This is a genomic window from Bacillus sp. TCT6, assembly GCF_056033845.1.
Genome location: NZ_JBVYHX010000001.1, coordinates 5,143,905 through 5,168,235, shown reverse-complemented (window position 1 = coordinate 5,168,235; position 24,331 = coordinate 5,143,905). Strand labels below are relative to the sequence as shown.

23 protein-coding genes and 3 rRNA genes are annotated in these 24,331 nt (G+C 38.6%); 1 reads left to right on the top strand and 25 read right to left on the bottom strand.

The features are described 5' to 3' along the window. Positions 1 to 61: 61 nt before the first annotated feature. The 13 genes from AC0ONG_RS26520 to metG all read right to left on the bottom strand — a co-directional run bounded on the left by AC0ONG_RS26520 (position 62) and on the right by metG (position 11,931). Positions 62 to 1,015 (bottom strand): ribose-phosphate diphosphokinase, encoded by a 954-nt coding sequence (locus AC0ONG_RS26520; RefSeq protein ID WP_000107420.1) that lies wholly within the window; start codon positions 1,013 to 1,015, stop codon positions 62 to 64. Between the two features lie 18 nt (positions 1,016 to 1,033). Then, positions 1,034 to 2,413 (bottom strand): bifunctional UDP-N-acetylglucosamine diphosphorylase/glucosamine-1-phosphate N-acetyltransferase GlmU, encoded by a 1,380-nt coding sequence (glmU, locus tag AC0ONG_RS26515; RefSeq protein ID WP_000071039.1) that lies wholly within the window; start codon positions 2,411 to 2,413, stop codon positions 1,034 to 1,036. Between the two features lie 311 nt (positions 2,414 to 2,724). After that, positions 2,725 to 3,018, bottom strand: coding sequence for a septation regulator SpoVG (gene spoVG, locus AC0ONG_RS26510; protein ID WP_000454041.1), 294 nt, complete (start codon positions 3,016 to 3,018; stop codon positions 2,725 to 2,727). Between the two features lie 152 nt (positions 3,019 to 3,170). Beyond that, positions 3,171 to 3,545, bottom strand: coding sequence for a RidA family protein (locus tag AC0ONG_RS26505; protein WP_000869823.1), 375 nt, complete (start codon positions 3,543 to 3,545; stop codon positions 3,171 to 3,173). Between the two features lie 120 nt (positions 3,546 to 3,665). After that, a complete protein-coding gene (gene purR, locus AC0ONG_RS26500; RefSeq protein ID WP_000702467.1) occupies positions 3,666 to 4,514 on the bottom strand; it encodes a pur operon repressor in 849 nt (282 codons plus the stop codon). A gap of 54 nt (positions 4,515 to 4,568) precedes the next feature. Next, positions 4,569 to 5,438, bottom strand: coding sequence for a 4-(cytidine 5'-diphospho)-2-C-methyl-D-erythritol kinase (gene ispE, locus AC0ONG_RS26495; protein ID WP_000772104.1), 870 nt, complete (start codon positions 5,436 to 5,438; stop codon positions 4,569 to 4,571). A gap of 196 nt (positions 5,439 to 5,634) precedes the next feature. After that, entirely contained in the window at positions 5,635 to 5,814 is a 180-nt protein-coding gene (sspF, locus tag AC0ONG_RS26490) for an acid-soluble spore protein SspF (protein WP_002094215.1), read from the bottom strand. 91 nt (positions 5,815 to 5,905) lie between these two features. After that, positions 5,906 to 6,166, bottom strand: coding sequence for a biofilm formation stimulator Veg (gene veg, locus AC0ONG_RS26485; RefSeq protein WP_000044347.1), 261 nt, complete (start codon positions 6,164 to 6,166; stop codon positions 5,906 to 5,908). Positions 6,167 to 6,392: 226 nt separating this feature from the next. Next, complete coding sequence (gene yabG / locus AC0ONG_RS26480; protein ID WP_001173734.1) at positions 6,393 to 7,256, bottom strand: sporulation peptidase YabG; 864 nt, start codon at positions 7,254 to 7,256, stop codon at positions 6,393 to 6,395. Between the two features lie 110 nt (positions 7,257 to 7,366). Beyond that, the gene (gene rsmA, locus AC0ONG_RS26475) at positions 7,367 to 8,245 is read right to left on the bottom strand and encodes a 16S rRNA (adenine(1518)-N(6)/adenine(1519)-N(6))-dimethyltransferase RsmA (protein WP_000651548.1); all 879 of its coding nucleotides are present in this window, start codon (positions 8,243 to 8,245) and stop codon (positions 7,367 to 7,369) included. Continuing rightward, positions 8,242 to 8,799, bottom strand: a complete 558-nt coding sequence (gene rnmV / locus AC0ONG_RS26470) for a ribonuclease M5 (protein ID WP_000692841.1) — start codon at positions 8,797 to 8,799, stop codon at positions 8,242 to 8,244. Before rnmV ends, rsmA begins: the two co-directional genes overlap by 4 nt. A 215-nt stretch (positions 8,800 to 9,014) precedes the next feature. Beyond that, positions 9,015 to 9,782: a TatD family hydrolase gene (locus tag AC0ONG_RS26465; RefSeq protein ID WP_000895845.1), complete on the bottom strand. Its 768-nt coding sequence runs from the start codon at positions 9,780 to 9,782 to the stop codon at positions 9,015 to 9,017. A gap of 166 nt (positions 9,783 to 9,948) precedes the next feature. Next, positions 9,949 to 11,931, bottom strand: a complete 1,983-nt coding sequence (gene metG / locus AC0ONG_RS26460; protein WP_000134138.1) for a methionine--tRNA ligase — start codon at positions 11,929 to 11,931, stop codon at positions 9,949 to 9,951. Positions 11,932 to 12,417: 486 nt separating this feature from the next. Here metG and AC0ONG_RS26455 point away from each other — a divergent pair, with 486 nt between their 5' ends. Beyond that, the gene (locus AC0ONG_RS26455; RefSeq protein WP_000843036.1) at positions 12,418 to 12,702 is read left to right on the top strand and encodes an AbrB/MazE/SpoVT family DNA-binding domain-containing protein; all 285 of its coding nucleotides are present in this window, start codon (positions 12,418 to 12,420) and stop codon (positions 12,700 to 12,702) included. Between the two features lie 20 nt (positions 12,703 to 12,722). Here AC0ONG_RS26455 and rsmI read toward each other — a convergent pair whose 3' ends face one another. The 12 genes from rsmI to AC0ONG_RS26395 form a co-directional block, all read right to left on the bottom strand. Then, entirely contained in the window at positions 12,723 to 13,598 is an 876-nt protein-coding gene (gene rsmI, locus AC0ONG_RS26450; protein ID WP_000267816.1) for a 16S rRNA (cytidine(1402)-2'-O)-methyltransferase, read from the bottom strand. Further along, positions 13,567 to 13,857 (bottom strand): GIY-YIG nuclease family protein, encoded by a 291-nt coding sequence (locus AC0ONG_RS26445; protein WP_000414350.1) that lies wholly within the window; start codon positions 13,855 to 13,857, stop codon positions 13,567 to 13,569. Before AC0ONG_RS26445 ends, rsmI begins: the two co-directional genes overlap by 32 nt. Then, positions 13,844 to 14,584, bottom strand: coding sequence for a tRNA1(Val) (adenine(37)-N6)-methyltransferase (locus tag AC0ONG_RS26440; RefSeq protein ID WP_001055355.1), 741 nt, complete (start codon positions 14,582 to 14,584; stop codon positions 13,844 to 13,846). Before AC0ONG_RS26440 ends, AC0ONG_RS26445 begins: the two co-directional genes overlap by 14 nt. Positions 14,585 to 14,666: 82 nt before the next feature. Next, positions 14,667 to 15,017, bottom strand: coding sequence for a DNA replication initiation control protein YabA (yabA, locus tag AC0ONG_RS26435; protein WP_000412064.1), 351 nt, complete (start codon positions 15,015 to 15,017; stop codon positions 14,667 to 14,669). Between the two features lie 14 nt (positions 15,018 to 15,031). Then, complete coding sequence (locus tag AC0ONG_RS26430; protein WP_000272429.1) at positions 15,032 to 15,859, bottom strand: PSP1 domain-containing protein; 828 nt, start codon at positions 15,857 to 15,859, stop codon at positions 15,032 to 15,034. A 5-nt stretch (positions 15,860 to 15,864) separates the two neighbouring features. Further along, positions 15,865 to 16,848: a DNA polymerase III subunit delta' gene (gene holB, locus AC0ONG_RS26425; protein WP_000978578.1), complete on the bottom strand. Its 984-nt coding sequence runs from the start codon at positions 16,846 to 16,848 to the stop codon at positions 15,865 to 15,867. 35 nt (positions 16,849 to 16,883) lie between these two features. Then, positions 16,884 to 17,510: a dTMP kinase gene (gene tmk / locus AC0ONG_RS26420; protein WP_000677218.1), complete on the bottom strand. Its 627-nt coding sequence runs from the start codon at positions 17,508 to 17,510 to the stop codon at positions 16,884 to 16,886. A 1-nt stretch (position 17,511) separates the two neighbouring features. Further along, positions 17,512 to 18,933: an aminotransferase class I/II-fold pyridoxal phosphate-dependent enzyme gene (locus AC0ONG_RS26415; RefSeq protein ID WP_136997331.1), complete on the bottom strand. Its 1,422-nt coding sequence runs from the start codon at positions 18,931 to 18,933 to the stop codon at positions 17,512 to 17,514. A 71-nt stretch (positions 18,934 to 19,004) separates the two neighbouring features. Beyond that, the gene (locus AC0ONG_RS26410) at positions 19,005 to 19,184 is read right to left on the bottom strand and encodes a sigma factor G inhibitor Gin (protein ID WP_136997333.1); all 180 of its coding nucleotides are present in this window, start codon (positions 19,182 to 19,184) and stop codon (positions 19,005 to 19,007) included. Positions 19,185 to 19,372: 188 nt separating this feature from the next. Beyond that, positions 19,373 to 19,488: ribosomal RNA gene (gene rrf / locus AC0ONG_RS26405) — 5S ribosomal RNA — on the bottom strand. Between the two features lie 50 nt (positions 19,489 to 19,538). Next, positions 19,539 to 22,460 (bottom strand): 23S ribosomal RNA (locus AC0ONG_RS26400). A gap of 146 nt (positions 22,461 to 22,606) precedes the next feature. Further along, positions 22,607 to 24,158: ribosomal RNA gene (locus tag AC0ONG_RS26395) — 16S ribosomal RNA — on the bottom strand. Together the 16S, 23S and 5S rRNA genes form the textbook arrangement of a ribosomal RNA operon. Positions 24,159 to 24,331 lie beyond the last annotated feature (173 nt).

Below are 24,331 nucleotides of genomic sequence, written 5' to 3'. Positions count from 1 at the left end.
TACTTTCTTTTTTCGATACGAAAAGACGTAACCAATTTTGGTTACGTCTCATTCTATCCAATTAATTGAATAATACACTCACAGATTCTTCTTCGTATACACGAATGATTGCTTCTCCGATTAATGGAGCAACTGAAAGTTCATGTACTTTGTCGATTTTCTTCTCTTCCGGTAATACGATAGAGTTCGTTACAACTAACTCTTTAATATTTGAATTTTGAATACGTTCAATTGCTGGACCAGATAATACTGGGTGTGTACAGCAAGCATATACTTCAGAAGCACCGTTCTCAACAAGAGCGTTTGCTGCTAATGTAATTGTACCAGCTGTATCAATGATGTCATCAATTAAAATCGCTGTTTTGCCTTCAATATTACCGATAATGTTCATTACCTCTGATACGTTCGGGCGAGGGCGACGCTTATCAATAATAGCGATTGGCGCTTTTAGACGATCTGCCATTTTTCTTGCACGAGTTACACCACCATGATCAGGAGACACGATTACGATATCTTTAAGACCTTTTGTTTCAAAGTAATCAGAAAGAATCGGTACACCCATTAAGTGGTCGATTGGGATATCAAAGAACCCTTGAATTTGTGGAGCATGTAAATCTAGAGTGATTACACGAGTTGCACCTGCTGTTTCAAGCAAGTTTGCTACAAGTTTCGATGTAATTGGTTCACGAGAACGCGCTTTACGGTCTTGACGCGCATAACCATAATAAGGAATAACAATATTAATTGTTTTCGCAGATGCACGTTTTAATGCATCGATCATAATAAGTAATTCCATGATATGTTCGTTTACTGGGAAGCTTGTAGATTGAATAATGAATACATCGCAACCACGGATACTTTCTTCAATGTTAATTTGAACTTCTCCATCACTAAAACGATCAACAGAACATTTTCCTAGTCCTACTCCAATATGCTTTGCAATCTGCTCAGCAAGTTCCTTATTAGAGTTTAAAGAGAATACTTTCAAATTAGAATTTAGATATTGAGTCGACATCTAGATTAACCCTCCACATTATGATTTTTTCTTATTCAGCAATTGATCAACATAGTCTTCTTTGTTAACTTGACGTGCACGTGCTACCGATAATGCTTTTGATGGAACATTCTCTGTAATTGTAGAGCCTGCTGCCACATAAGCACCATCTTCAACTGTTACTGGAGCAACAAGGTTTGAATTACATCCAATAAATACCCCATTACCAATCACAGTTTTGAATTTATTCTTACCGTCATAGTTCACCGTAATTGAACCACAACCAAGATTCACGTCTTCTCCAACTTGTGCATCCCCGATATAACTCAAGTGTGAAGCTTTACTTCTATTACCAAAGACAGTTTTTTTGATTTCCACGAAGTTTCCAACGCGTACTTCGTCTCCAATAACTGAATCTGGGCGAATATGTGCAAATGGACCAACCGATACTTCTGTACCAAGTTTACTATCATGTACAGTAGATTGACGAATTGTCGTACGATCTCCAATTTCACTATCACGAATTACTGTATGCGGTCCAATTTCACAATCAGAACCAATTACAGTGTTCCCCTCAATAATTGTTCCTGGATGAAGAACTGTATCACTACCGATAATTGCATCAGCAGAAATATAAGTGTTACTTGGATCAATAATTGTAACACCATTTACCATGTTCTTTCGGTTGATACGGTTTTTCATAATAATTTCCGCTTGCGATAGAGCGACTCTGTCGTTAACACCTAACGTTTCATCGAACTGCTCTGTTTGATAAGCTGATACGATATGACCTTCATTTTTTAAAATCTCAATAACATCTGGAAGGTAATATTCACCTTGTACGTTATCATTTGAAACTTTAGAAAGTGAAGCAAATAAAGCCTTATTATCAAAACAATACGTACCTGTATTGATTTCTTTAATAGCTAATTCTTTCTCATTTGCATCTTTATGCTCAACAATCTTTTCAACATGACCATTCTCATTACGAACAATACGGCCATATCCAGCAGGTTCTTCTATGTACGCTGTTAGCACCGTCGCCATTGCTCCTGCTTCTTTATGTTGCTGAAGTAATGCTTCCATCGTTTCAGCAGTTATTAGCGGCGTATCACCACAAATAACTAAAGTTGTTCCTTCTTCATTTGCAAGTACACTTGCAGCTTGATCTACAGCATGTGCTGTACCAAGTTGTTCTGCTTGTAATGCAAACTCACTTACGTTTCCTAGCTGTTCTTGTACCATTTCAGCACCATGTCCAACAACCGTTACAAGTTTCTGCAATCCTAATTGAGATACTTGATCGACTACGTGTTGTACCATGGGTTTTCCACATACAGGATGCAGCACTTTGTATAGCTTAGACTTCATACGTGTGCCTTTACCTGCAGCTAGAATCACTGCAAATCTGTTTGACATATAGACCCTCCATCGCAACCTATTTATCCATTAAAGATATTATCCTAAATCATCATATATTTCAAGAAACACATTTTAACTATTAAATTTTACCATAATTCTTATAAGATGTTTTACTCTTTAGTATCTTTTTTAAGAAATAAGCTATACTATTTAAAATGATTTTGAAAAAATTAGTAGTTTCTTCTTTTTATATTAATGAATTATGAAATTTACAAATATAAAGTAAAAAAAACAAACTCCTGTAAATGCTTACAGGAGTTTGCTACAAAATTATAAGGCTTTTCGTCAAAGCCCTTTTCATTCGAATTTTACGAAGCACCTGCTTCTTCAAACTCAACCTCTTCTAACTCGCCTAAACGATGATACTCTGTTAAAACCGCATCTTGAATTTTAGAGCGTGTACCAGAATTAATCGGATGTGCAATGTCACGGAACTCTCCATCTGGAGTACGTTTACTTGGCATTGCTACAAATAATCCATTATTACCATCAATTACACGAATATCATGAACAACAAATTCATGGTCCAAAGTAATAGAGGCAATTGCTCTCATGCGGCCTTCTGTGTTTACGCGGCGTAATCTTACGTCAGTCACTTCCATCTTGTGTTCACCACCCTTTTCTAAATAAGCGATATATTTGTATAAATTCCACAAATTTTCTATTTTCCCTTTAATTTTTTAAAAATTTTTAAGATAAAAATTTTTAATGTAGTTGAATATAGAGATTAGTGGAGGTTATCGCTTACAAAAGGTTACTTAACTAGGGCGATTACTTCAATTTCAACGGAAACATCTTTCGGTAATTTTGCTACTTGCACACAAGATCGAGCTGGTTTATGAGTAGAGAAATAAGAGCTATATACTTCATTCACTGCATTAAAATCATCCATGTCCTTTAAAAATACTGTTGTTTTTACGACTGTATCAAATGAAGCACCTGCTTCCTCTAATACCGCTTGTAAATTTTGAAATACTTGTTCTGTTTGTACTGTTACATCTCCTGTTACAAGCTCCCCATTTTCCGTTAATGGAATTTGTCCTGAGCTATAAAACATATTATTTACAATAATCCCTTGTGAGTAAGGTCCAATCGCTTGTGGTGCCTTGCTTGTTTGAACAACTTTCATACTTTTCACCCTTTTATTATTTATTTTACTCTTTAAAAATAGTGTACGAAAGGCAGTTTGTCCATCTATTTTATAATCTATAAATAAAATAAAAAAAGATAGAGCTATCTGCTCTACCTTTTATTCAGCCTCTACAAGCCCTTCATCAAATGGTGCAAGAGAATAATTCCCTTTTTCCACTTGAATCGTTTTTTCTTTCACATCAACTTCCGATAGACGAATTAATGATACAAAATTATTAATTAGTCGTTCTTCAATATCTGTGGATTCTACTAATACACCAATACCAACAACATTAGCCTTGAACTCTTCTAACATACTCATCATACCTTGAATCGTTCCACCAGCTTTCATGAAGTCATCAATAATTAAAACATTCGATCCTTCTGGAAGGCTGCGTTTTGCTAATGTCATTGTTTGAATTCGTTTAGAAGAACCCGACACATAGTTAATACTAACAGTCGGACCTTCTGTTACCTTATTATCTTTCCTTGCAATTACAACTGGTACATCTAAGTAATTTGCCACTGCATAAGCAAGTGGAATCCCTTTCGTTGCCACCGTCATAACCGCATCAATTGATTGCCTAGCAAAAACAGAAGCAAACAAACGACCTGCGCCATTAATATGGCGAGGATTACTCAATAAATCTGTCATGTATAAGTAACCGCCAGGCAAAATACGATCTGGATTTTCAAATAAGCCACAAAGCTCATCAATAATTAGATCTGCCTCTTCTTCACTTATATACGGTATATATTTCACTCCTCCTGCTGCTCCTGGTATCGTTTGCAATGTGCCGACCCCTTGTTGTTCAAACGTTTGCTTAATAATAACTAAATCTTCACTAATGGAAGACTTAGCCGATTGATACCTTTCAGCAAAAAAAGTGAGAGATACTAGCTGACGAGGGTTTTGTAGCAAGTAATAAGTCATATCGACTAATCTTGTACTTCTTCTAATTTTCATACTCTCACCTCAAATCACGAATATTCTAAACAAATCATAACGTATTATACGTCTTTATTCAAGCGTTTCTCGCTCTCCTAATAAACGTACCGCATAGACCTGTTCACAAAATCCTTTTAACCCGTTATAAATGCGATGCATTCGAGAATCATGGTGTACAAGTCCAAATACAGTTGGACCACTTCCACTCATCAATACAGCATCCGCTCCGAATCGCTTCATCTGTGATTTAATACGTGCAACTTCAGGATGCATTCCAAATGTTACATCTTCTAAAACGTTACCAACAGTATCACAAATCCCTTTATAATCTCCAGAATTTATGACATCAACCATTTTATCTACATTTGGATGTGTAACTCGATTTAACTTTAAATTTCCATACACATCAGCAGTAGATACACCTATATGTGGTTTCGCTAAAATAACCCAACAAGAAGGCGGAGTCTTTATATGCTCAATTTTCTCTCCTCTTCCAGTGGCAATTGCTGTGCCGCCGTATACACAGAACGATACATCTGATCCAATTTCTGCGCCAAGCTCTGCTAACTCATCAATTGTAAGCCCTAAATTCCATAATTTATTAAGACCACGTAATGTCGCTGCTGCATCACTACTTCCACCTGCTAATCCAGCTGCTACTGGAATCGTTTTTTCAATAGTAATAGATACACCTTTTTTTACATTAAACTTCTCTTTTAATAATTTCGCTGCCTGATAAGCTAAATTTCGTTGGTCGTCTGGGACATACCGATTATGGGATAAAATTTCAATACGGTCTTCTGCTAATTCCGTTAGTTCTAGACGATCTGCTAAATCAATGGTTGTCATAATCATTTTCACTTCATGATATCCGTCTTGTCTTTTTCCCAGTACATCTAACGACAGATTAATCTTTGCTGGTGCTTTCACTAGTAGCTTCAATCTATTCACCCACTCTATGTACTCAATCTTTTATCGTTTATTTTACCATAAATTTATAGTAAGACGATGACACTTCCCTAATTATAACGAAAAGCATTCAGAATGAAACTACTTATGTAAAATGATGGCACCTTTTAGAGTACAAAAAGCCGAGGAATGTCTCCTCGGCTACCGTAGCATAGAAAGTATCTTACAACTACTGGTTTCGTTTCATTAATTGCTGTTCTGCAATTTCTATAGCACGTTTCACCATGTTACCAGCATCTTTCGCACGAATTCCGCCCCATCCTTCTTTCTGAACAACATCATAAAAGCCAAGCTCTTTTGCTAGCTCTTCTTTAAATTGGTTTGACATGACACCTCTTCGTCTACTCAATGCAGAGTCCCTCCTTATTTTGCTACGGTATAGTTAGTATGCAAAATAATATAGCTTTTCATTTATGGGAATATATGTAATGATATATGGATTATAAAATGACCTCATTATGAGGGTCTCCATAAAATGTTAACTCTACTGTCTCTGTTAAAACATCTGCATAACTATAAGATACACGTTGCAACGCATCTTCTTGTTGATCCAATTGTACAACAAAAACAGAACGGTATGTTTCTGCTAGTACACCTGATTGCTCCACAGTTTTTCTTCTTCCACTATTTGCTTTTAACATAAGTCGCTGTCCAAGATGGTGATCTAATTCGCTTTTAATTTCATCTAAACGTTTTGACATATACTTCGCTACACCTCGCTGTAATTTAGATTGAACACTTAAAGCACTATATATCTATCCTAATTATTAACCGCGATTCACAGCTAATATCATCTTGCGTTTGAATAGATAGAAGAAATACTATATTGTAAAAGTATCATTACGTAGTCTGTACGTTCTTGCCTCTTTTTATCCAAATTCATTTAAATCCTTCCATACAAAAAAGCAAGATACATATGTACCCTGCTTACTCTTCGTAATGTTGAAAAGGTAATCCCGTTCGTAAAATCCCTCTCGTTTCAATTCCACCTAGTCCCTTTTCACCAGTAATTGTATTACGTACGACATCCCATACATTGACTCTCTCCATAAATGAAGTAAAACTAATTTTACCAACTACATATACGGGATCTAGTGCATGAATATTAATTCTAGATGGTGAACTAGCGAAATTGGCCCCTGCACGAATTAGTGCCTCAAAGTGCGATTGACATGCCCCAGCAAAAATAACAAGTTGATCCAATGATGGATATTTTTTTCGCACTTCTCGAACAGCCTGTACAAAATGCCTTGAATGCCTATATGCCGCTAAATCTCCCTTCACTCCTTTCGATTTTGTATATGCATCATGCCCCGTAATAACGAGAATGTCTGGGCGAAAGTGATCTATTAAGTCTACTACTTTTTCATGCATCTCCGTTTCTTTACAATGAATACCTTGTACAGGAACGCCAATTTTGTTATATAAGTCTAAGCACTTGCGCAAATATAAAGGGTCTCCATCTATATGCAATACACGTCCCGGCATTTGAAAATAATTCACCTCACTTGTGTATCCACCAGTTGAAGTATGTTCATGCCTTTGTTTCATTAACACATAATCTTGTTGAAACAAACGATACGTGCGCTCCATTGTTTCTTTCTCACGCTTCACCCTTTTTTTATGTTCTCGTTGATCTATACTAATTAAATCTTCAAGTGGCGCATCCGCCACCAGTCTAATTTCCTCTCCAAACAATATAGCTATCTCGCCTTTTATTTCTATAATACGAAAAAGAATATCCCTCTTATGAGAATATCGTTCCACTAATTCTCCAACATGTAAAGCCATTCTCCTACCTCCAAACTCATTAGGCCATCTTACCTGTTTTTAAAATATGAATTTAGAGGGAGAAAGGTGACAAAAGGGACAGTTCAAGTTGAACTGTCCCTTTCATATTCTTATGATAATTTATGAAGAACCAATGCATTACTTAATGTTGCAAACTCTTCAATAGATAGCGTTTCGCCTCTTCGCTTTGGATCAATTCCTACTTCTGTTAAAATTCGATCCAATAATTCCTTATCTTTCGGGAAACCATTTAAATTATTTGATAAATTATTCATTAAAGTTTTACGGCGCTGTGCGAAACTTGCTCGTACTACTTCAAAGAAGAATGTTTCATCTGTCACCTCTACAACCGGTTTCGGACGCTTTAGAAGGCGAATAATTGCAGAATCAACATTTGGCTGTGGTACAAACACTGTACGCGGTACAGTCATAACTGTTTCAACTTCTGTATAATACTGAATGGCAATCGATAAAGAACCATACTCTTTCGTTCCAGGTTTAGCAGCTAAACGATCTCCAACTTCTTTTTGCATCATAACAACAAATCCACGAACTGGTAACTTTTCTTCAAGCAATTTAAATAAAATTGGCGTTGTAATATAGTATGGCAAGTTAGCTACTACCATTACATCTTGCCCTTCTTCAAATTGCTCATTAAATACTTCATGTACATCCGCTTTTAGTACGTCTTTATTAATAACTGTAACGTTACCATATGGTGCTAACGTCTCATCTAAAATTGGTAATAGTCTTTGATCAATTTCAAAAGCCACTACTTTTTTAGCACGCTTCGCTAATTGCTCTGTTAATGCACCGATACCTGGTCCAATTTCAATTGCACCACTTTCTGAACCAATTTCAGCATGATCGACAATACGATTTAATACATTTGTATCAATTAAAAAGTTTTGTCCTAAACTTTTTTTGAATGAAAATCCATACTTTTCAACAATGTCTTTTGTACGATTTGGCGTTGCGATATCCTTCATTTTTTTTCCTCCTGTATTACTTGCTTATAAGCTTCTCCAAATAATTCCTTTGAAACTTGAAACATCTGTAATCGTTTATGTAACTGTTTTGCATTTGTATAACCAATCTTTAATAGCTTACCCATTCTTTCTCTGCGGCTCTTTGCCATTTCTCCGCCCACTAAGCCCGCATCGACTAAATCACTCCAACTAATTTCACTTGTATAAACTTCCATTTCTTCATGTATATTCTCTAGAGCACGGCGGATCGACTCATTAGAAGCATGTTCGATCCCAACTCCCTTTTTCCTTTTAGCAAGCGCTTCTTCCTTCGGTAAAAAGGCATGCTTACAGCCGGGAACCTTGTCAGAAATAATTTTTCGAATACGCTCTCCAGGATAATCCGGATCTGTGAAAATAATAACGCCCCTTTTTTGTTGCGCTAATTTAACTTGCTCAATAACATGATCACCGATTGCTGAACCGTTCGTTTCAATTGTATCCGCATCAACAGCACGCTTAATCGCAACTGTATCATCTTTACCTTCTACAACGATAATCTCTTTTATTTTCATGCTTGCCTCCACACTCGTTTCGTCTCTACTTAGTAAAACAAAAAAATGACGACTTTTCCATTATTATTTTCCCCATTCTTATATTTTAAAAAATAGAATAGAAAAATCTTTGTTCTCTGTCCTTATTGTAACACTTCATCATTCACATTTATTTTCTTCATCACTTCTACTAGTGTTTTTTCAAAATAAAAAAGAACAGGTTTCCCCATTCTTTTTTATTCAACACCAAATAAAAATTTTGCATTTTTGGTTGTCATTTCTGCTACTTCCTCATAAGAAATTCCTTTTAAATTCGCAATTTCTTCTGCTACGAGTTTTACATAACTCGGTTCATTTCGTTTCCCTCGAAATGGATGCGGCGTTAGATACGGACAATCCGTCTCTATTAACAATTTCTCTAATGGAATCTCCGTAGCAACCTCTTTCGGCTTCTTAGCATTTTTAAATGTAACTGGTCCGCCTAACGAAATTAAAAAGTTCATATCAACACATCGCTCTGCTACTTCTACGCTGCCGCTAAAGCAATGCATAATGCCTCCTACTTCAGCTGCATTCTCTTCTTCTAGAATATCAACAATATCTTGAGTTGCATCGCGGTTATGTATAATAATCGGCAATTTCACTTTTTTAGCTAATGTAATTTGTTTACGGAATACTTCTTTCTGTATTTCTTTTGGAGACTTATCCCAGTGATAATCTAAACCCATTTCTCCAAGTGCAACGACTTTAGGATGAGAAGCAAGTTCTTCTAACCAAGCTAAATGTTCTTCTGTCATGTCAATTGCATCAACTGGATGCCATCCAACCGCAGCGTAAATAAAATCATAGGCTTCAGCTAATTCCATCGCCTTTTTTATCGTTACTTCATCAAAACCAACAACAACTGTATAAGTAACTCCCGCTTCTTTCATTCGGGCAATAACTTCTTGCAAATCTTCTTCGAATTGCTCTGCATTCAAATGTGAATGTGTATCAAACAACATAATACATAACTCCTTTTATATTGAAATCAAGTTTATTCTACAAAAATAAGTTCTTTAATAACTTAACGATAACAATACTACAATCTTAATGCAAAAATAGAGAGTGTAAAAAGAAAAAAGACGCTTCACACATGTTACACGTGAAACATCTCTTTTCTTGTCTTAATTACTTGATTTTTGTACCATTTGGTAGATTTTGATCAATTGATGCTAATGACAATACGCCATTCTCTTCACCCGCTAAAATCATACCTTGCGATAATTCACCGCGTAATTTTACAGGTTTTAAGTTTGTTACACAAATAACCTTTTTACCTTTTAGGTCCTCTGGCGAATAGAATTTCGCAATTCCAGAAACAACTTGACGCTTTTCTGTGCCTAAGTCTAGTTGAATTTTTAACAACTTGTCTGCTTTTTTCACAGGTTCAGCAGATAGTACTTCAGCTACGCGTAATTCTACTTTAAAGAAATCATCAATTGTAATTTCTTCTGCCTTCGGTTCTTCTTCTTTTTTCTCTTCTACTTTAGGAGCAGAGCTTTTCATTTGTTCCTTAATGTACTCTACTTCCACTTCCATTTCTAAGCGAGGGAAAATTGGGTTTCCTTTTTCTACTTTTGTTCCAGCTGGAATACAGCCAATTGTAGATAGACTTTCCCAAGATTTATGAGCCTCATCAGTAAGGCCAAGCTGAGCGAACATCTTGCTTGGTGCTACTGTTAAGAATGGCATAAGCATAATACCTGTTTGACGAAGTACTTCTGCTAAATGAGCCATTACAGAAGCTAACTTTTCACGATCATTCTCATCTTTCGCTAATACCCATGGTTGTGTTTCATCAATATATTTGTTCGTACGACTAACCAATTGCCAAATAGATCCTAACGCTACAGAGAACTCCATATTCTCCATTGCCTCTTCTACTTTTTTCAATGTATCTTTTGCAAACGTTACTAACGTTTCATCAAATTCCGTTACATTCGCTTTAAATGCAGGGATTTCTCCGTTAAAGTACTTATCAATCATAGCTACTGTACGATTTAATAAGTTACCTAAGTCATTTGCTAGATCGAAATTAATACGCTCCACAAATCCTTCTGGTGTGAATACACCGTCAGATCCGAATGGAACTTCACGAAGTAAGTAATAACGTAATGCATCTAATCCGTAACGATCGATCAATGTAACTGGATCTACTACGTTTCCTTTTGACTTACTCATCTTTCCATCCTTCATTAAAATCCAGCCATGAGCAAAGACTTTTTTCGGAAGAGGTAAATCTAATGCCATTAAAATGATTGGCCAATAAATTGTATGGAAACGAACGATTTCTTTTCCAACTAAATGCACATCTGCCGGCCAGAATTTCTTATACATCTCTTCATTTTCTGTTCCATAACCTAATGCTGTAATGTAGTTAGATAATGCGTCAACCCATACGTAAATAACGTGTTTCGGATTACCTGGAACACGAACTCCCCAGTCAAATGAAGTACGAGAAACTGCTAAATCTTCTAAGCCTGGTTTAATGAAGTTATTAATCATTTCATTCTTACGAGACTCTGGCTGAATGAAATGTGGATTATCTTCATAGAATTTTAATAGTCTGTCGACATATTTACCCATTCTAAAGAAATATGATTCTTCACGAACAAGTTCTACATCATGACCACTATCTGGACTTTTTCCTCCAACTACTTTGTCACCTTCCATAATTGGATCTACTAATTGATGCTCCGTATAGAATGTCTCATCTTGTACAGAATACCAACCTTCATATTCATCAAGATAAATATCACCTTGATCTACTAGTTGCTTAAAGATTTTTTCAACAACATCTTTATGACGATCTTCAGTTGTACGAATAAAATCATCATAAGAGATATCCATCTTCTCCCAAAGTTCTTTAATTCCTGCAACAATATTATCCACATATGCTTGTGGTGTAATATTTAATTCTTCTGCTTTTTTTTGGATTTTCTGTCCATGCTCATCAGTTCCTGTTAAATAATGAACATTGTATCCTTGCATACGCTTATATCGTGCCATTGCATCTCCTGCTACTGTCGTATAAGCATGTCCAATGTGTAATTTTCCACTTGGATAATAAATTGGGGTAGTAATATAAAAGGACTTATTTTCCTCTGTCATTGTTTTGGACCTCCCGAATAACCTCATATGTATTTATAAACAGTATATCAAAAACTCATATATAAAGTGAAACTTTAATCAGCGGGGTTTTTGTTCATCCCCACTGATTATTAGCCCACATCAATCGGGCTTTTACGAGCAGCCCGAATCTCACTTATCTTCTTTACCCCAACCTAATTTTGAATTTGGGTTCTTAATGCTCGATATCTTTATCATCTATTGCTCATATTCCAAAAAAATATACAATCTCCACTTAAAATTTGTTAATTTTTCAGAAAACAATGTAAATAATTGTGGAATTTCCTCTCAATCTATTATATATAAGAAATAAGAAATCTATAAATCTTTTTAAAAAATATAGAATTTAAGAATTGACGGAAATGTAAATGATTGGTATCATATGTCCATAGGGTATTTTGTCGAAAAATGACGAATCTAAAAATAGACTCGAAACTTATAAACTATTTATTTAGGAGGAAAAAAATTATGAAATCTACTGGTATTGTTCGTAAAGTTGATGAATTAGGTCGTGTAGTAATTCCAATCGAATTACGCCGTACTTTAGGTATTGCAGAAAAGGATGCTCTTGAAATCTATGTTGATGACGAGAAAATCATCTTAAAAAAATATAAACCAAACATGACTTGCCAAGTAACTGGTGAAGTATCTGACGGTAACCTTTCTTTAGCTGAAGGTAAAATCATCTTAAGCAAAGAAGGCGCTGAGCAAATCTTAAACGAACTTCAAGATTATATCGAAACAGCAAAATAAGCTTCTCAATTATGAGAAGCTTATTTTTTATCGACATGATAGATTTGATATACATCTCTTTTCGACAAATCTCGATCTTTAGCGACTGTTTTAATCGCTTCTTTTGAATTCATACCTTTTTCATTTATATAGTGTTCAATATGATCATATACTGAAAGAGATTCCCACCATTGTTCTTCTGGAGCAGGTTCTTCTGTCGAACCAGCTACTAAAATACAAAACTCACCACGTACCTCATTTTGCTTCGTCCACTCAATTGCTTCTTCGACTGTTCCTCGAATAAATTCCTCAAATTTTTTCGTTAACTCCCGACATAATACAATCTCTCTATTTCCCAACACTTCCTGCATCGAAATTAAAGTATCATCTAAACGATGAGGCGCTTCATAAAACATCATTGTAGTTTGTACATAACGAAGCTTTTCTAACTCCATCTTTCGTTCCTTTTTATTTCTCTGCAAGAAACCATAGAAATAAAACTGCTTTGTTTCAAGACCAGATGCAATTAATGCTGTAAGGGCTGCATTTGCTCCAGGAAGCGGAATTACATGATATTGCTCAGCTACTGCCTCAACAACAATATCGTAACCTGGATCAGAAATACACGGCATACCAGCGTCACTAACAAGTGCTACATTCTTTCCATCCTCTAATTTCTCTAATATTTTCTTCCCACTTACTTCTTTATTGTGCTCATGATAACTCGTGACAGGTGTTTCAATTTCAAAATAATTACAAAGTTTTTTCGTTTGTCTCGTATCTTCAGCAGCAATTAAATCAACTTCTTTTAAAATTCGGATTGCACGAAATGTCATATCTTCTAAATTTCCAATAGGAGTTGGTACTAAATATAAAACTCCCTTTTCATTTTGTTGAAAGCTTTTTTGTTGCCACATAGCGTTCTCCTTTTTGCATATATGCCTCTTTTTGTTTTCTCGTTAATTGCTTAAAGTAATACTCCGCTTGCATAGCTGTACGTTTATCATCATGGGTCTCTACATATTTTAAAACGACAGGAAGCCTGACGCGTGTATACTTAGCTCCTTTGCCGCTATTATGAGTCTGTATTCGTTTTTCTATATGGTTTGTATATCCAGCATAATAACTTCCATCAGAGCACTCTACCACATAAAAAAAATGCTTATTCTTCTCCATATAAAATTGAACGTATCTCCTTTGTATATTCGTTATTGTTCTCATATACAACGAGAGGTGGTAAAATTTTTAAATCTGCATTTCCATCCTTAATTCCTTCAATTAACAATGTATTTGCTTCTTTTCCAACCTTAGGATAAACAAATCGCACACGCTTTGGTTCAATTTTATATTTACGCATTAATGTGACAATGTCGAGTAATCGCCCTGGACGATGTACAAACGCCACTTTCCCACCTTGTTTTACTAACTGACTACTTGCAGATACAACATCTTCTAATGTACACATAATTTCATGACGAGCTATCGCTAAATGTTCATTCATATTTTTCTCTGAAGTTTGAGGTGTTTGAAAATATGGTGGATTACATGTAACAACATCATATTGATGACGTCCGAGTTTCTCTGGCATATCTTTCAAATCTCCATGTATGAGGTGAATTCTTTCTTCCAGCCCATTATATTGAACACTTCTTACTCCCATATCATATAAGCGTTCTTGAATTTCCACACCAGTAATCTTTCCTTTTGTTCTTGTACTTAATAGAAGGGGGACAACTGCGTTACCTGTACACAAATCAAGTAAATTCCCCTTTTGAATTGGTACCCATGCAAAATCTGCCAGTAAAACAGCATCTAAAGAAAAATTAAATACTGATGGGCTTTGTATAATCTTCATGTCTTGCGCTAATAAGTAATCTAAACGTTCATCTTCATATAAATTCATATACTGCTCCTTTTCTTACCCTTAACCTACCCTATTTCATGTATAAAAAATTACCTTTCCAATTATAATTGGAAAGGTAATTTCACTTTTTATTTAAGAATGACAGACAGAACAAACAATCTCCCTCTTTACGTACACTTCCATAATGTAGATTGCAAATATGAAAACCTTCTTGATACAGTCTCGCTAAATTGTCATAGCCCTCACCAATATCTGTTTTCGGCTTCACTTCTTTACGTTTTTGAGGTTTTTGTTTTTCTTTATTCTGCACTTCTTCAAAACGGCGTCGCAAATTGTTATTTTCCATTTTTATATGCTGGTTTTCTTCCAACAACTCTGCAAGATGCTGTTTTAACTCTCCCAACTGTTTGTATAAATGTCCAATTTGCTCTTCCATACTAGAAACCGATTCAAAAATATCTTTTTTCTCCACAAGCACCCACCTCATTAATCTGTGGTTTGACTCGAAACGACCCCTTTATTCACTAACTCATCTAACGTATATTCTACTATCCGTTCCTTGTCTACTAGTTCCACTTGAATTAATCTTTCTAAAATATTTAATCCGATAACACGGCCAGTACCATGCGGGGTTTGTATACGTTGATCTAAATCAGGAAGTTGTTCCTTTGCTGCCTCATATTCATCATTCTCATATTTTAAGCAACACATTAAGCGACCACATAAACCAGAGATTTTTGCAGGATTTAATGATAAATTTTGATCCTTTGCCATTTTGATGGATACAGGTTCAAAATCTCCTAAAAAAGTAGAACAACAAAGCATACGACCACATGGACCAATACCACCTAGCATCTTCGCTTCATCACGAACACCAATTTGTCTTAGTTCAATTCTTGTTCTAAAAATTGCCGCTAAGTCCTTCACTAGTTCGCGGAAATCGATCCGACCATCCGCAGTAAAATAGAAAATAATCTTATTACGATCGAATGTATACTCTACATCTACAAGTTTCATATCAAGATTATGCTCTACTACCTTTTGTTGACAGACTTGATATGCTTCTTTTGCAGCATGTTTGTTCTCTTCAACAATGGTACGATCATTTTCATTTGCAATACGAATAACCTTTTTTAGCGGTAATACAACGTCGTTTTCATCAACTTGCTTTTTGGTAATAACTACTTTTCCGTATTCAATACCTCTTACCGTTTCTACAATGACAAACTCATTTTCAGAGATATCGAACTGATTTGGATCAAAGTAATATACCTTTCCGGCCTTCTTAAAGCGAACACCTACTACATCATACAAAACGGTCATCCCTCCTGCAACCGCAACACTAACTGTTCGAACACAAGCTGCGCATTTACATTAGCGTTGATTCTATTTTTTGCCTCTAATATATTAAAGAGAGCTGATACAATGCGCTTCTGAGCATAGGAAAACGATTCAAACATCTCTTTCTGCTCATGAAAAACAAGACGATCTTCTTCTCCAAGTTGAACATATAGTAAATCCTTATAAATAAGGAGTAACATATCTAAACCTTGTTGTAATTGTTCTTTCTCTCCAAAGTGTTTTCCCCATTTTTCTTGTACAAAAAAAATAGAGGTTTTATCTTTTTCGAGCGCTTCACATAATTTTATCACTAAAGCTCGTGCTTGTGCAAACCATTCATCACTACATAAAGCTAAAGCTTCATCAAAACTATTTGTGAGTTGAGCAGCAAGTGTCGATAAAGATGCTGTAATACCTTCTTCCTGTAATCTTCTAATTAAAGATTCCGTAGGTAACGGTCTAAACGTAACAACTTGGCAGCGAGATAAAATCGTATTTAAAATTTGATGACTTTGTTCAGTAAGTAAAATAGCGGTTGTATCACTACTTGGTTCTTCTAAAAATTTCAAAAGTGTATTTGCCGCATTTGCTGTCATACGATCTGCGTGCTCAATAATATATAATTTTTTATTTGCCTCTAATCCTGTTTTTGAAAACTCTTCTTGTAAATCATGAATTTGCTGCTTCTTAATAGATAATCCGTCTGGTTTTACAATATGTAAGTTAGGGTGGTTACCTGAATCAATTCGCTTACAATTTGTGCATACATGGCAGGGCTCTACTCCATTCCGCTGAGAACAGAGGAAACTCTTTGCCATTTGAATTGCTGTCGCAAACTTTCCCGTACCTTTCCCTCCCTCTAACAAGTAAGCGTGGGATATACGCTCTTTTGCAATGCTATTCATCAACATTTTTACACCGATGGGTTGTATAGCAGAAAGCTGCTCCCACGTCTTCATCATAATGCATACCTCACTTATTTCATTCTTTCCTTCTATTATAACAATTTATCTTCTATAATCTGAACAACTTCTTCTATAAGTTTTTCCATCGGCTGATCAGCATTTACCAATACAATACGATCCGAGAAACGTTCTACAACTTGTAAATACCCTTCGCGCACACGTTTATGGAAAGAGATATCTTCCATATCTAGTCGATTTACTTCACGTCCTGCATCTTTTTCAATTCGAGCCAAACCAACCTCAGGCTCAATGTCTAGATAAATTGTTAAACTAGGCATACAGTCCTCTGTTGCGAAACGATTTATTTCAAATACCTTATCCATACCCAACCCTCTTGCATAGCCTTGATATGCTAAAGAACTATCTATAAAACGATCACATAGCACGAGATAGTTCTCATTAAGTGCTGGCATAACTTTTTCTACTAAATGCTGTCTGCGCGCAGCAGCATAAAGAAGCGCTTCTGTACGTGCTTCCATCATCGTATATTCTTGTTTATGTAAAATCGTCCTAATGTCCTCAGAAATTGCAATACCACCTGGTTCCCTTGTCGCCATTACCTTTTGTGCTTTTTGTTCAAAATATGGTAATAAGCTTTTAATTAACGTTGTTTTACCTGAACCTTCTGGACCCTCAATTGTTACAAATAATCCCTTCATCCTAAAACCTACTTTCTATATCATACACTTTCATATATTTCGTATTACCTTGAAAACGAGCTCCTGCTCTCTCTAAATACATAATTTGCTCTTTATGCTCTGAAGTAATTCTCTCTCCATACATAACCAATGGAATTCCAGGTGGATACGGAATTACCATTTCCGCCGCTATCATTCCAACAGCCTCTTCTATAGATACTATCTTTGTTCCATATCCTTCTAGTTGTTTATACGTATACGGCAAAGGAGAGAATTCACCTTTATAAGTATAACGAATAGATTCCCTCTTGTCTTTCACGTCATAATGTTGCAATGCTACTCGGATCATCTCTATAACCTTCATATACTCCTCATTTACTTGCAGGGGTAAAATAAATAGGACATTGTACGGATCAGCCATCTCTGTATATATACCGACATTTTCAAATACGGACTGTAATTCGTACCCTGATAACTGACAACGAGTTTGTACGGTAACCTTTAGCTCGTCTTGCAACGGATATTCTAAAATGGCGATTTGTGGAATAGAACGTAACTGTTCCTTAAATCTCCGTAAAAACTCAACAATTTCACCATGTCCTTCTTCTTTTATACGCGCCATTGTAAAGCGTGCTATATCCAAGGAAGCCATAATTGGATACGATGGACTACTAGATTGTAGCATACTTAAATAAGTAGTAACCTTCTCTTCGTCTACTAAGTGACCATTTATATGTAAATAGGAACCCATTGTCATTGCAGGTAATGTTTTATGTGCAGAATGAACTACAATATCTGCACCATATGTTAACGCTGATTTTGGGAATGGTTCTCCCAAACAAAGATGTGCCCCATGTGCCTCATCTACCAAAACAGGGATTTTATGTGCATGTGCAAAAGCGATGCTTGCCTCTAAATCCATCCCCATACCATAATAATTAGGATGCGTTAAAATGAGTGCTTTCGCATTTGGATATTTTCCAATTGCTTTCTTAATAATTTCATTACGAACTCCCACTGGTACGTTATAAGCTTCATCAATCCATGGATCTAAAAAAATGGGATTTGCTCCCACTAGTTTTAAACCATTAATAATTGATTTATGACAATTTCTTTGTACAAGAACAATATCATGTTCCCTGCAACAAGACAAAATCATTGCTAAGTTCCCGACTGTTGAACCATTAATTAAAAAATAACTTCTCTTTGTATCATACACTTCAGTCAATAATTGTTGTGCCTCATCTATACATTCAAACGGACTATGCAAATCATCCAGTCCTGCTAACTCAGTTACATCAATAGATAGAATATCTTTAAACTCTCTTATTGCCTTCTGAGGGAAGTTTAAACCATTCTTATGACCTGGAACATGAAAAGATAACGACCCTCTTTCTTTAAACTCTATTAACGCCTCATATAAAGGCATATGATTTTGATTCATCTACATCTCTTCCTTATAATTCATTCTCCATCTATTATACAGAACAAAAAAAATAATAGGCATATGCCTATTTAAAAATATGATACTTCTAATTTTCGAAGTTGCTTTAAATAATGTATATATTTTGGATCATCTGTCTCTGTGTTCACCATATCCTTTTCACATTCATAACATATTAAATTATTATAAATATATATACCTTCTTTTCTTTTTGTCTCACAAACAATACAAACTTCACTTTGTAATTTCATAACCTTCCCTCCCTATTTAAGTGAACCTATTTTATACTTCTAATCCTTAACAATTTCCAGAAAAATATACACCCATCTCTTATATAATATGATTAACTCTTGGGCAACGTGTTTGTATTACCATTACTTCTTTCCCATTCTTTTTAACAATACAAAAAAACACGAGTCAAATGACTCGTGTTTTAGTTGCTTGGCGACGTCCTACTCTCACAGGGACAAGGTCCCAACTACCATCGGCGCTAGAGAGCTTAACTTCCGTGTTCGGTATGGGAACGGGTGTGACCTCTCTGCCATCATCACCAAACTATTGAAGGCATATTCCTTCAAAACTAGATAACATTTGCTACATATTATATGGTTAAGTCCTCGATCTATTAGTATTCGTCAGCTCCACATGTCACCATGCTTCCACCTCGAACCTATCAACCTGATCATCTTTCAGGGATCTTACTAGCTTACGCTATGGGAAATCTCATCTTGAGGGGGGCTTCATGCTTAGATGCTTTCAGCACTTATCCCTTCCGCACATAGCTACCCAGCTATGCCCTTGGCAGAACAACTGGTACACCAGCGGTGCGTCCATCCCGGTCCTCTCGTACTAAGGACAGCTCCTCTCAAATTTCCTACGCCCACGACGGATAGGGACCGAACTGTCTCACGACGTTCTGAACCCAGCTCGCGTACCGCTTTAATGGGCGAACAGCCCAACCCTTGGGACCGACTACAGCCCCAGGATGCGATGAGCCGACATCGAGGTGCCAAACCTCCCCGTCGATGTGGACTCTTGGGGGAGATAAGCCTGTTATCCCCGGGGTAGCTTTTATCCGTTGAGCGATGGCCCTTCCATGCGGAACCACCGGATCACTAAGCCCGACTTTCGTCCCTGCTCGACTTGTAGGTCTCGCAGTCAAGCTCCCTTATGCCTTTGCACTCTACGAATGATTTCCAACCATTCTGAGGGAACCTTTGGGCGCCTCCGTTACACTTTAGGAGGCGACCGCCCCAGTCAAACTGCCCACCTGACACTGTCTCCCGGGTCGATAAGACCCGTAGGTTAGAATTTCAATACAGTCAGGGCGGTATCCCACCAGCGCCTCCACCGAAGCTAGCGCTCCGGTTTCAATGGCTCCCGCCTATCCTGTACAAACTGTACCAAAATTCAATATCAGGCTACAGTAAAGCTCCACGGGGTCTTTCCGTCCTGTCGCGGGTAACCTGCATCTTCACAGGTACTATAATTTCACCGAGTCTCTGGTTGAGACAGTGCCCAAATCGTTACACCTTTCGTGCGGGTCGGAACTTACCCGACAAGGAATTTCGCTACCTTAGGACCGTTATAGTTACGGCCGCCGTTTACTGGGGCTTCAGTTCAGAGCTTCGCTTACGCTAACCCCTCTCCTTAACCTTCCAGCACCGGGCAGGTGTCACCCCCTATACTTCGCCTTACGGCTTCGCAGAGAGCTGTGTTTTTGCTAAACAGTCGCTTGGGCCTATTCACTGCGGCTTTCCGTTAAGAAAGCACCCCTTCTCCCGAAGTTACGGGGTCATTTTGCCGAGTTCCTTAACCAGAGTTCTCTCGCACACCTTAGGATTCTCTCCTCGCCTACCTGTGTCGGTTTGCGGTACAGGCACCTTTTATCTCGCTAGAAGCTTTTCTTGGCAGCGGGGAATCAAAGACTTCGCTCCATAAGGAGCTTCCCCATCACAGCTCAGCCTTCACGATAAGCGGATTTGCCTACTTATCAGCCTAACTGCTTGGACGTGCACAACCAATCGCACGCTTCTTCTATCCTTCTGCGTCCCTCCATTGCTCAAACGATAAAGAGGTGGTACAGGAATATCAACCTGTTGTCCATCGCCTACGCCTGTCGGCCTCGGCTTAGGTCCTGACTAACCCTGAGCGGACGAGCCTTCCTCAGGAAACCTTAGGCATTCGGTGGACGGGATTCTCACCCGTCTTTCGCTACTCATACCGGCATTCTCACTTCTAAGCGCTCCACCAGTCCTTCCGGTCTGACTTCACTGCACTTAGAACGCTCCCCTACCACTGATACCATTGGTATCAATTCGCAGCTTCGGTGGTGTATTTAGCCCCGGTACATTTTCGGCGCAGAGTCACTCGACTAGTGAGCTATTACGCACTCTTTAAATGGTGGCTGCTTCTAAGCCAACATCCTAGTTGTCTAAGCAACTCCACATCCTTTTCCACTTAATACACACTTTGGGACCTTAGCTGGCGATCTGGGCTGTTTCCCTCTTGACTACGGATCTTATCACTCGCAGTCTGACTCCTAAGGATAAGTCATTGGCATTCGGAGTTTGACTGAATTCGGTAATCCGATGAGGACCCCTAGTTCAATCAGTGCTCTACCTCCAAGACTCTTACACTTAAGGCTAGCCCTAAAGCTATTTCGGGGAGAACCAGCTATCTCCAGGTTCGATTGGAATTTCTCCGCTACCCACACCTCATCCCCGCACTTTTCAACGTGCGTGGGTTCGGGCCTCCATTCAGTGTTACCTGAACTTCACCCTGGACATGGGTAGATCACCTGGTTTCGGGTCTACGACCACGTACTAAACGCCCTATTCAGACTCGCTTTCGCTGCGGCTCCGCCTCTTCAGCTTAACCTTGCACGGGATCGTAACTCGCCGGTTCATTCTACAAAAGGCACGCCATCACCCATTAACGGGCTCTGACTATTTGTAGGCACACGGTTTCAGGATCTCTTTCACTCCCCTTCCGGGGTGCTTTTCACCTTTCCCTCACGGTACTGGTTCACTATCGATCACTAGGGAGTATTTAGCCTTGGGAGATGGTCCTCCCAGATTCCGACGGAATTTCACGTGTTCCGCCGTACTCAGGATACATTCAAGAGAGAACGAAGTTTCGACTACGGGGTTGTTACCCTCTACGACGGACCTTTCCAGGTCGCTTCGTCTACCTCGTTCCTTTGTAACTCCGTATAGAATGTCCTACAACCCCAAGAGGCAAGCCTCTTGGTTTGGGCTATGTTCCGTTTCGCTCGCCGCTACTCAGGAAATCGCATTTGCTTTCTCTTCCTCCAGGTACTTAGATGTTTCAGTTCCCTGGGTCTGTCTTCCATACCCTATGTATTCAGGTAAGGATACCATACCATTACGTATAGTGGGTTTCCCCATTCGGAAATCTTCGGATCAAAGCTTACTTACAGCTCCCCGAAGCATATCGGCGTTAGTCCCGTCCTTCATCGACTCCTAGTGTCAAGGCATCCACCGTGCGCCCTTTCTAACTTAACCAAACTAAAATTAAAAAAATATGAGCTACACTGTTATCTAGTTTTCAAAGAACATACATTTATATATGAGAGATAGTTCTCTCAAAACTGAACAAAACGAAACACGGAAACTTATATTGATGAACAGCGTTCATCAATTCTCCATAGAAAGGAGGTGATCCAGCCGCACCTTCCGATACGGCTACCTTGTTACGACTTCACCCCAATCATCTGTCCCACCTTAGGCGGCTGGCTCCAAAAAGGTTACCCCACCGACTTCGGGTGTTACAAACTCTCGTGGTGTGACGGGCGGTGTGTACAAGGCCCGGGAACGTATTCACCGCGGCATGCTGATCCGCGATTACTAGCGATTCCAGCTTCATGTAGGCGAGTTGCAGCCTACAATCCGAACTGAGAACGGTTTTATGAGATTAGCTCCACCTCGCGGTCTTGCAGCTCTTTGTACCGTCCATTGTAGCACGTGTGTAGCCCAGGTCATAAGGGGCATGATGATTTGACGTCATCCCCACCTTCCTCCGGTTTGTCACCGGCAGTCACCTTAGAGTGCCCAACTTAATGATGGCAACTAAGATCAAGGGTTGCGCTCGTTGCGGGACTTAACCCAACATCTCACGACACGAGCTGACGACAACCATGCACCACCTGTCACTCTGCTCCCGAAGGAGAAGCCCTATCTCTAGGGTTTTCAGAGGATGTCAAGACCTGGTAAGGTTCTTCGCGTTGCTTCGAATTAAACCACATGCTCCACCGCTTGTGCGGGCCCCCGTCAATTCCTTTGAGTTTCAGCCTTGCGGCCGTACTCCCCAGGCGGAGTGCTTAATGCGTTAACTTCAGCACTAAAGGGCGGAAACCCTCTAACACTTAGCACTCATCGTTTACGGCGTGGACTACCAGGGTATCTAATCCTGTTTGCTCCCCACGCTTTCGCGCCTCAGTGTCAGTTACAGACCAGAAAGTCGCCTTCGCCACTGGTGTTCCTCCATATCTCTACGCATTTCACCGCTACACATGGAATTCCACTTTCCTCTTCTGCACTCAAGTCTCCCAGTTTCCAATGACCCTCCACGGTTGAGCCGTGGGCTTTCACATCAGACTTAAGAAACCACCTGCGCGCGCTTTACGCCCAATAATTCCGGATAACGCTTGCCACCTACGTATTACCGCGGCTGCTGGCACGTAGTTAGCCGTGGCTTTCTGGTTAGGTACCGTCAAGGTGCCAGCTTATTCAACTAGCACTTGTTCTTCCCTAACAACAGAGTTTTACGACCCGAAAGCCTTCATCACTCACGCGGCGTTGCTCCGTCAGACTTTCGTCCATTGCGGAAGATTCCCTACTGCTGCCTCCCGTAGGAGTCTGGGCCGTGTCTCAGTCCCAGTGTGGCCGATCACCCTCTCAGGTCGGCTACGCATCGTTGCCTTGGTGAGCCGTTACCTCACCAACTAGCTAATGCGACGCGGGTCCATCCATAAGTGACAGCCGAAGCCGCCTTTCAATTTCGAACCATGCAGTTCAAAATGTTATCCGGTATTAGCCCCGGTTTCCCGGAGTTATCCCAGTCTTATGGGCAGGTTACCCACGTGTTACTCACCCGTCCGCCGCTAACTTCTTGAGAGCAAGCTCTCAATCCATTCGCTCGACTTGCATGTATTAGGCACGCCGCCAGCGTTCATCCTGAGCCAGGATCAAACTCTCCAATAAAGTTAGTTTGTCTAGCATCTAAAAATAAAAATTGACGTTTCACGTTGTTTGTTTCGTTTAGTTTTCAAAGTTCAATATCGCGTTTCAGCGACTTTTATAATTTAACATTTCTCGTTAAATCTGTCAACAACTTTTTTCTTTCGTTCCTGACGACGCTTATTAATTTACCATAC

Bases quoted from the DNA above. Each gene is read 5' to 3' on its own strand.
- glmU (WP_000071039.1), bottom strand. From the start codon at position 2,413: ATGTCAAACAGATTTGCAGTGATTCTAGCTGCAGGTAAAGGCACACGT.
- yabG (WP_001173734.1), bottom strand. From the start codon at position 7,256: ATGGCTTTACATGTTGGAGAATTAGTGGAACGATATTCTCATAAGAGG.
- metG (WP_000134138.1), bottom strand. From the start codon at position 11,931: ATGACAGAGGAAAATAAGTCCTTTTATATTACTACCCCAATTTATTAT.
- tmk (WP_000677218.1), bottom strand. From the start codon at position 17,510: ATGAAGGGATTATTTGTAACAATTGAGGGTCCAGAAGGTTCAGGTAAA.
- AC0ONG_RS26415 (WP_136997331.1), bottom strand. From the start codon at position 18,933: ATGAATCAAAATCATATGCCTTTATATGAGGCGTTAATAGAGTTTAAA.
- AC0ONG_RS26440 (WP_001055355.1), bottom strand. From the start codon at position 14,584: ATGAATTTATATGAAGATGAACGTTTAGATTACTTATTAGCGCAAGAC.
- holB (WP_000978578.1), bottom strand. From the start codon at position 16,848: ATGATGAAGACGTGGGAGCAGCTTTCTGCTATACAACCCATCGGTGTA.
- AC0ONG_RS26505 (WP_000869823.1), bottom strand. From the start codon at position 3,545: ATGAAAGTTGTTCAAACAAGCAAGGCACCACAAGCGATTGGACCTTAC.
- AC0ONG_RS26520 (WP_000107420.1), bottom strand. From the start codon at position 1,015: ATGTCGACTCAATATCTAAATTCTAATTTGAAAGTATTCTCTTTAAAC.
- AC0ONG_RS26445 (WP_000414350.1), bottom strand. From the start codon at position 13,857: ATGGAGAAGAATAAGCATTTTTTTTATGTGGTAGAGTGCTCTGATGGA.
- AC0ONG_RS26465 (WP_000895845.1), bottom strand. From the start codon at position 9,782: ATGTTGTTTGATACACATTCACATTTGAATGCAGAGCAATTCGAAGAA.
- rsmA (WP_000651548.1), bottom strand. From the start codon at position 8,245: ATGAAGGATATCGCAACGCCAAATCGTACAAAAGACATTGTTGAAAAG.
- AC0ONG_RS26410 (WP_136997333.1), bottom strand. From the start codon at position 19,184: ATGAAATTACAAAGTGAAGTTTGTATTGTTTGTGAGACAAAAAGAAAA.
- purR (WP_000702467.1), bottom strand. From the start codon at position 4,514: ATGAAAATTAGAAGAAGTACAAGATTAGTCGATATGACTTATTACTTG.
- rnmV (WP_000692841.1), bottom strand. From the start codon at position 8,799: ATGAAAATAAAAGAGATTATCGTTGTAGAAGGTAAAGATGATACAGTT.
- AC0ONG_RS26455 (WP_000843036.1), top strand. From the start codon at position 12,418: ATGAAATCTACTGGTATTGTTCGTAAAGTTGATGAATTAGGTCGTGTA.
- spoVG (WP_000454041.1), bottom strand. From the start codon at position 3,018: ATGGAAGTGACTGACGTAAGATTACGCCGCGTAAACACAGAAGGCCGC.
- veg (WP_000044347.1), bottom strand. From the start codon at position 6,166: ATGTCAAAACGTTTAGATGAAATTAAAAGCGAATTAGATCACCATCTT.
- rsmI (WP_000267816.1), bottom strand. From the start codon at position 13,598: ATGTGGCAACAAAAAAGCTTTCAACAAAATGAAAAGGGAGTTTTATAT.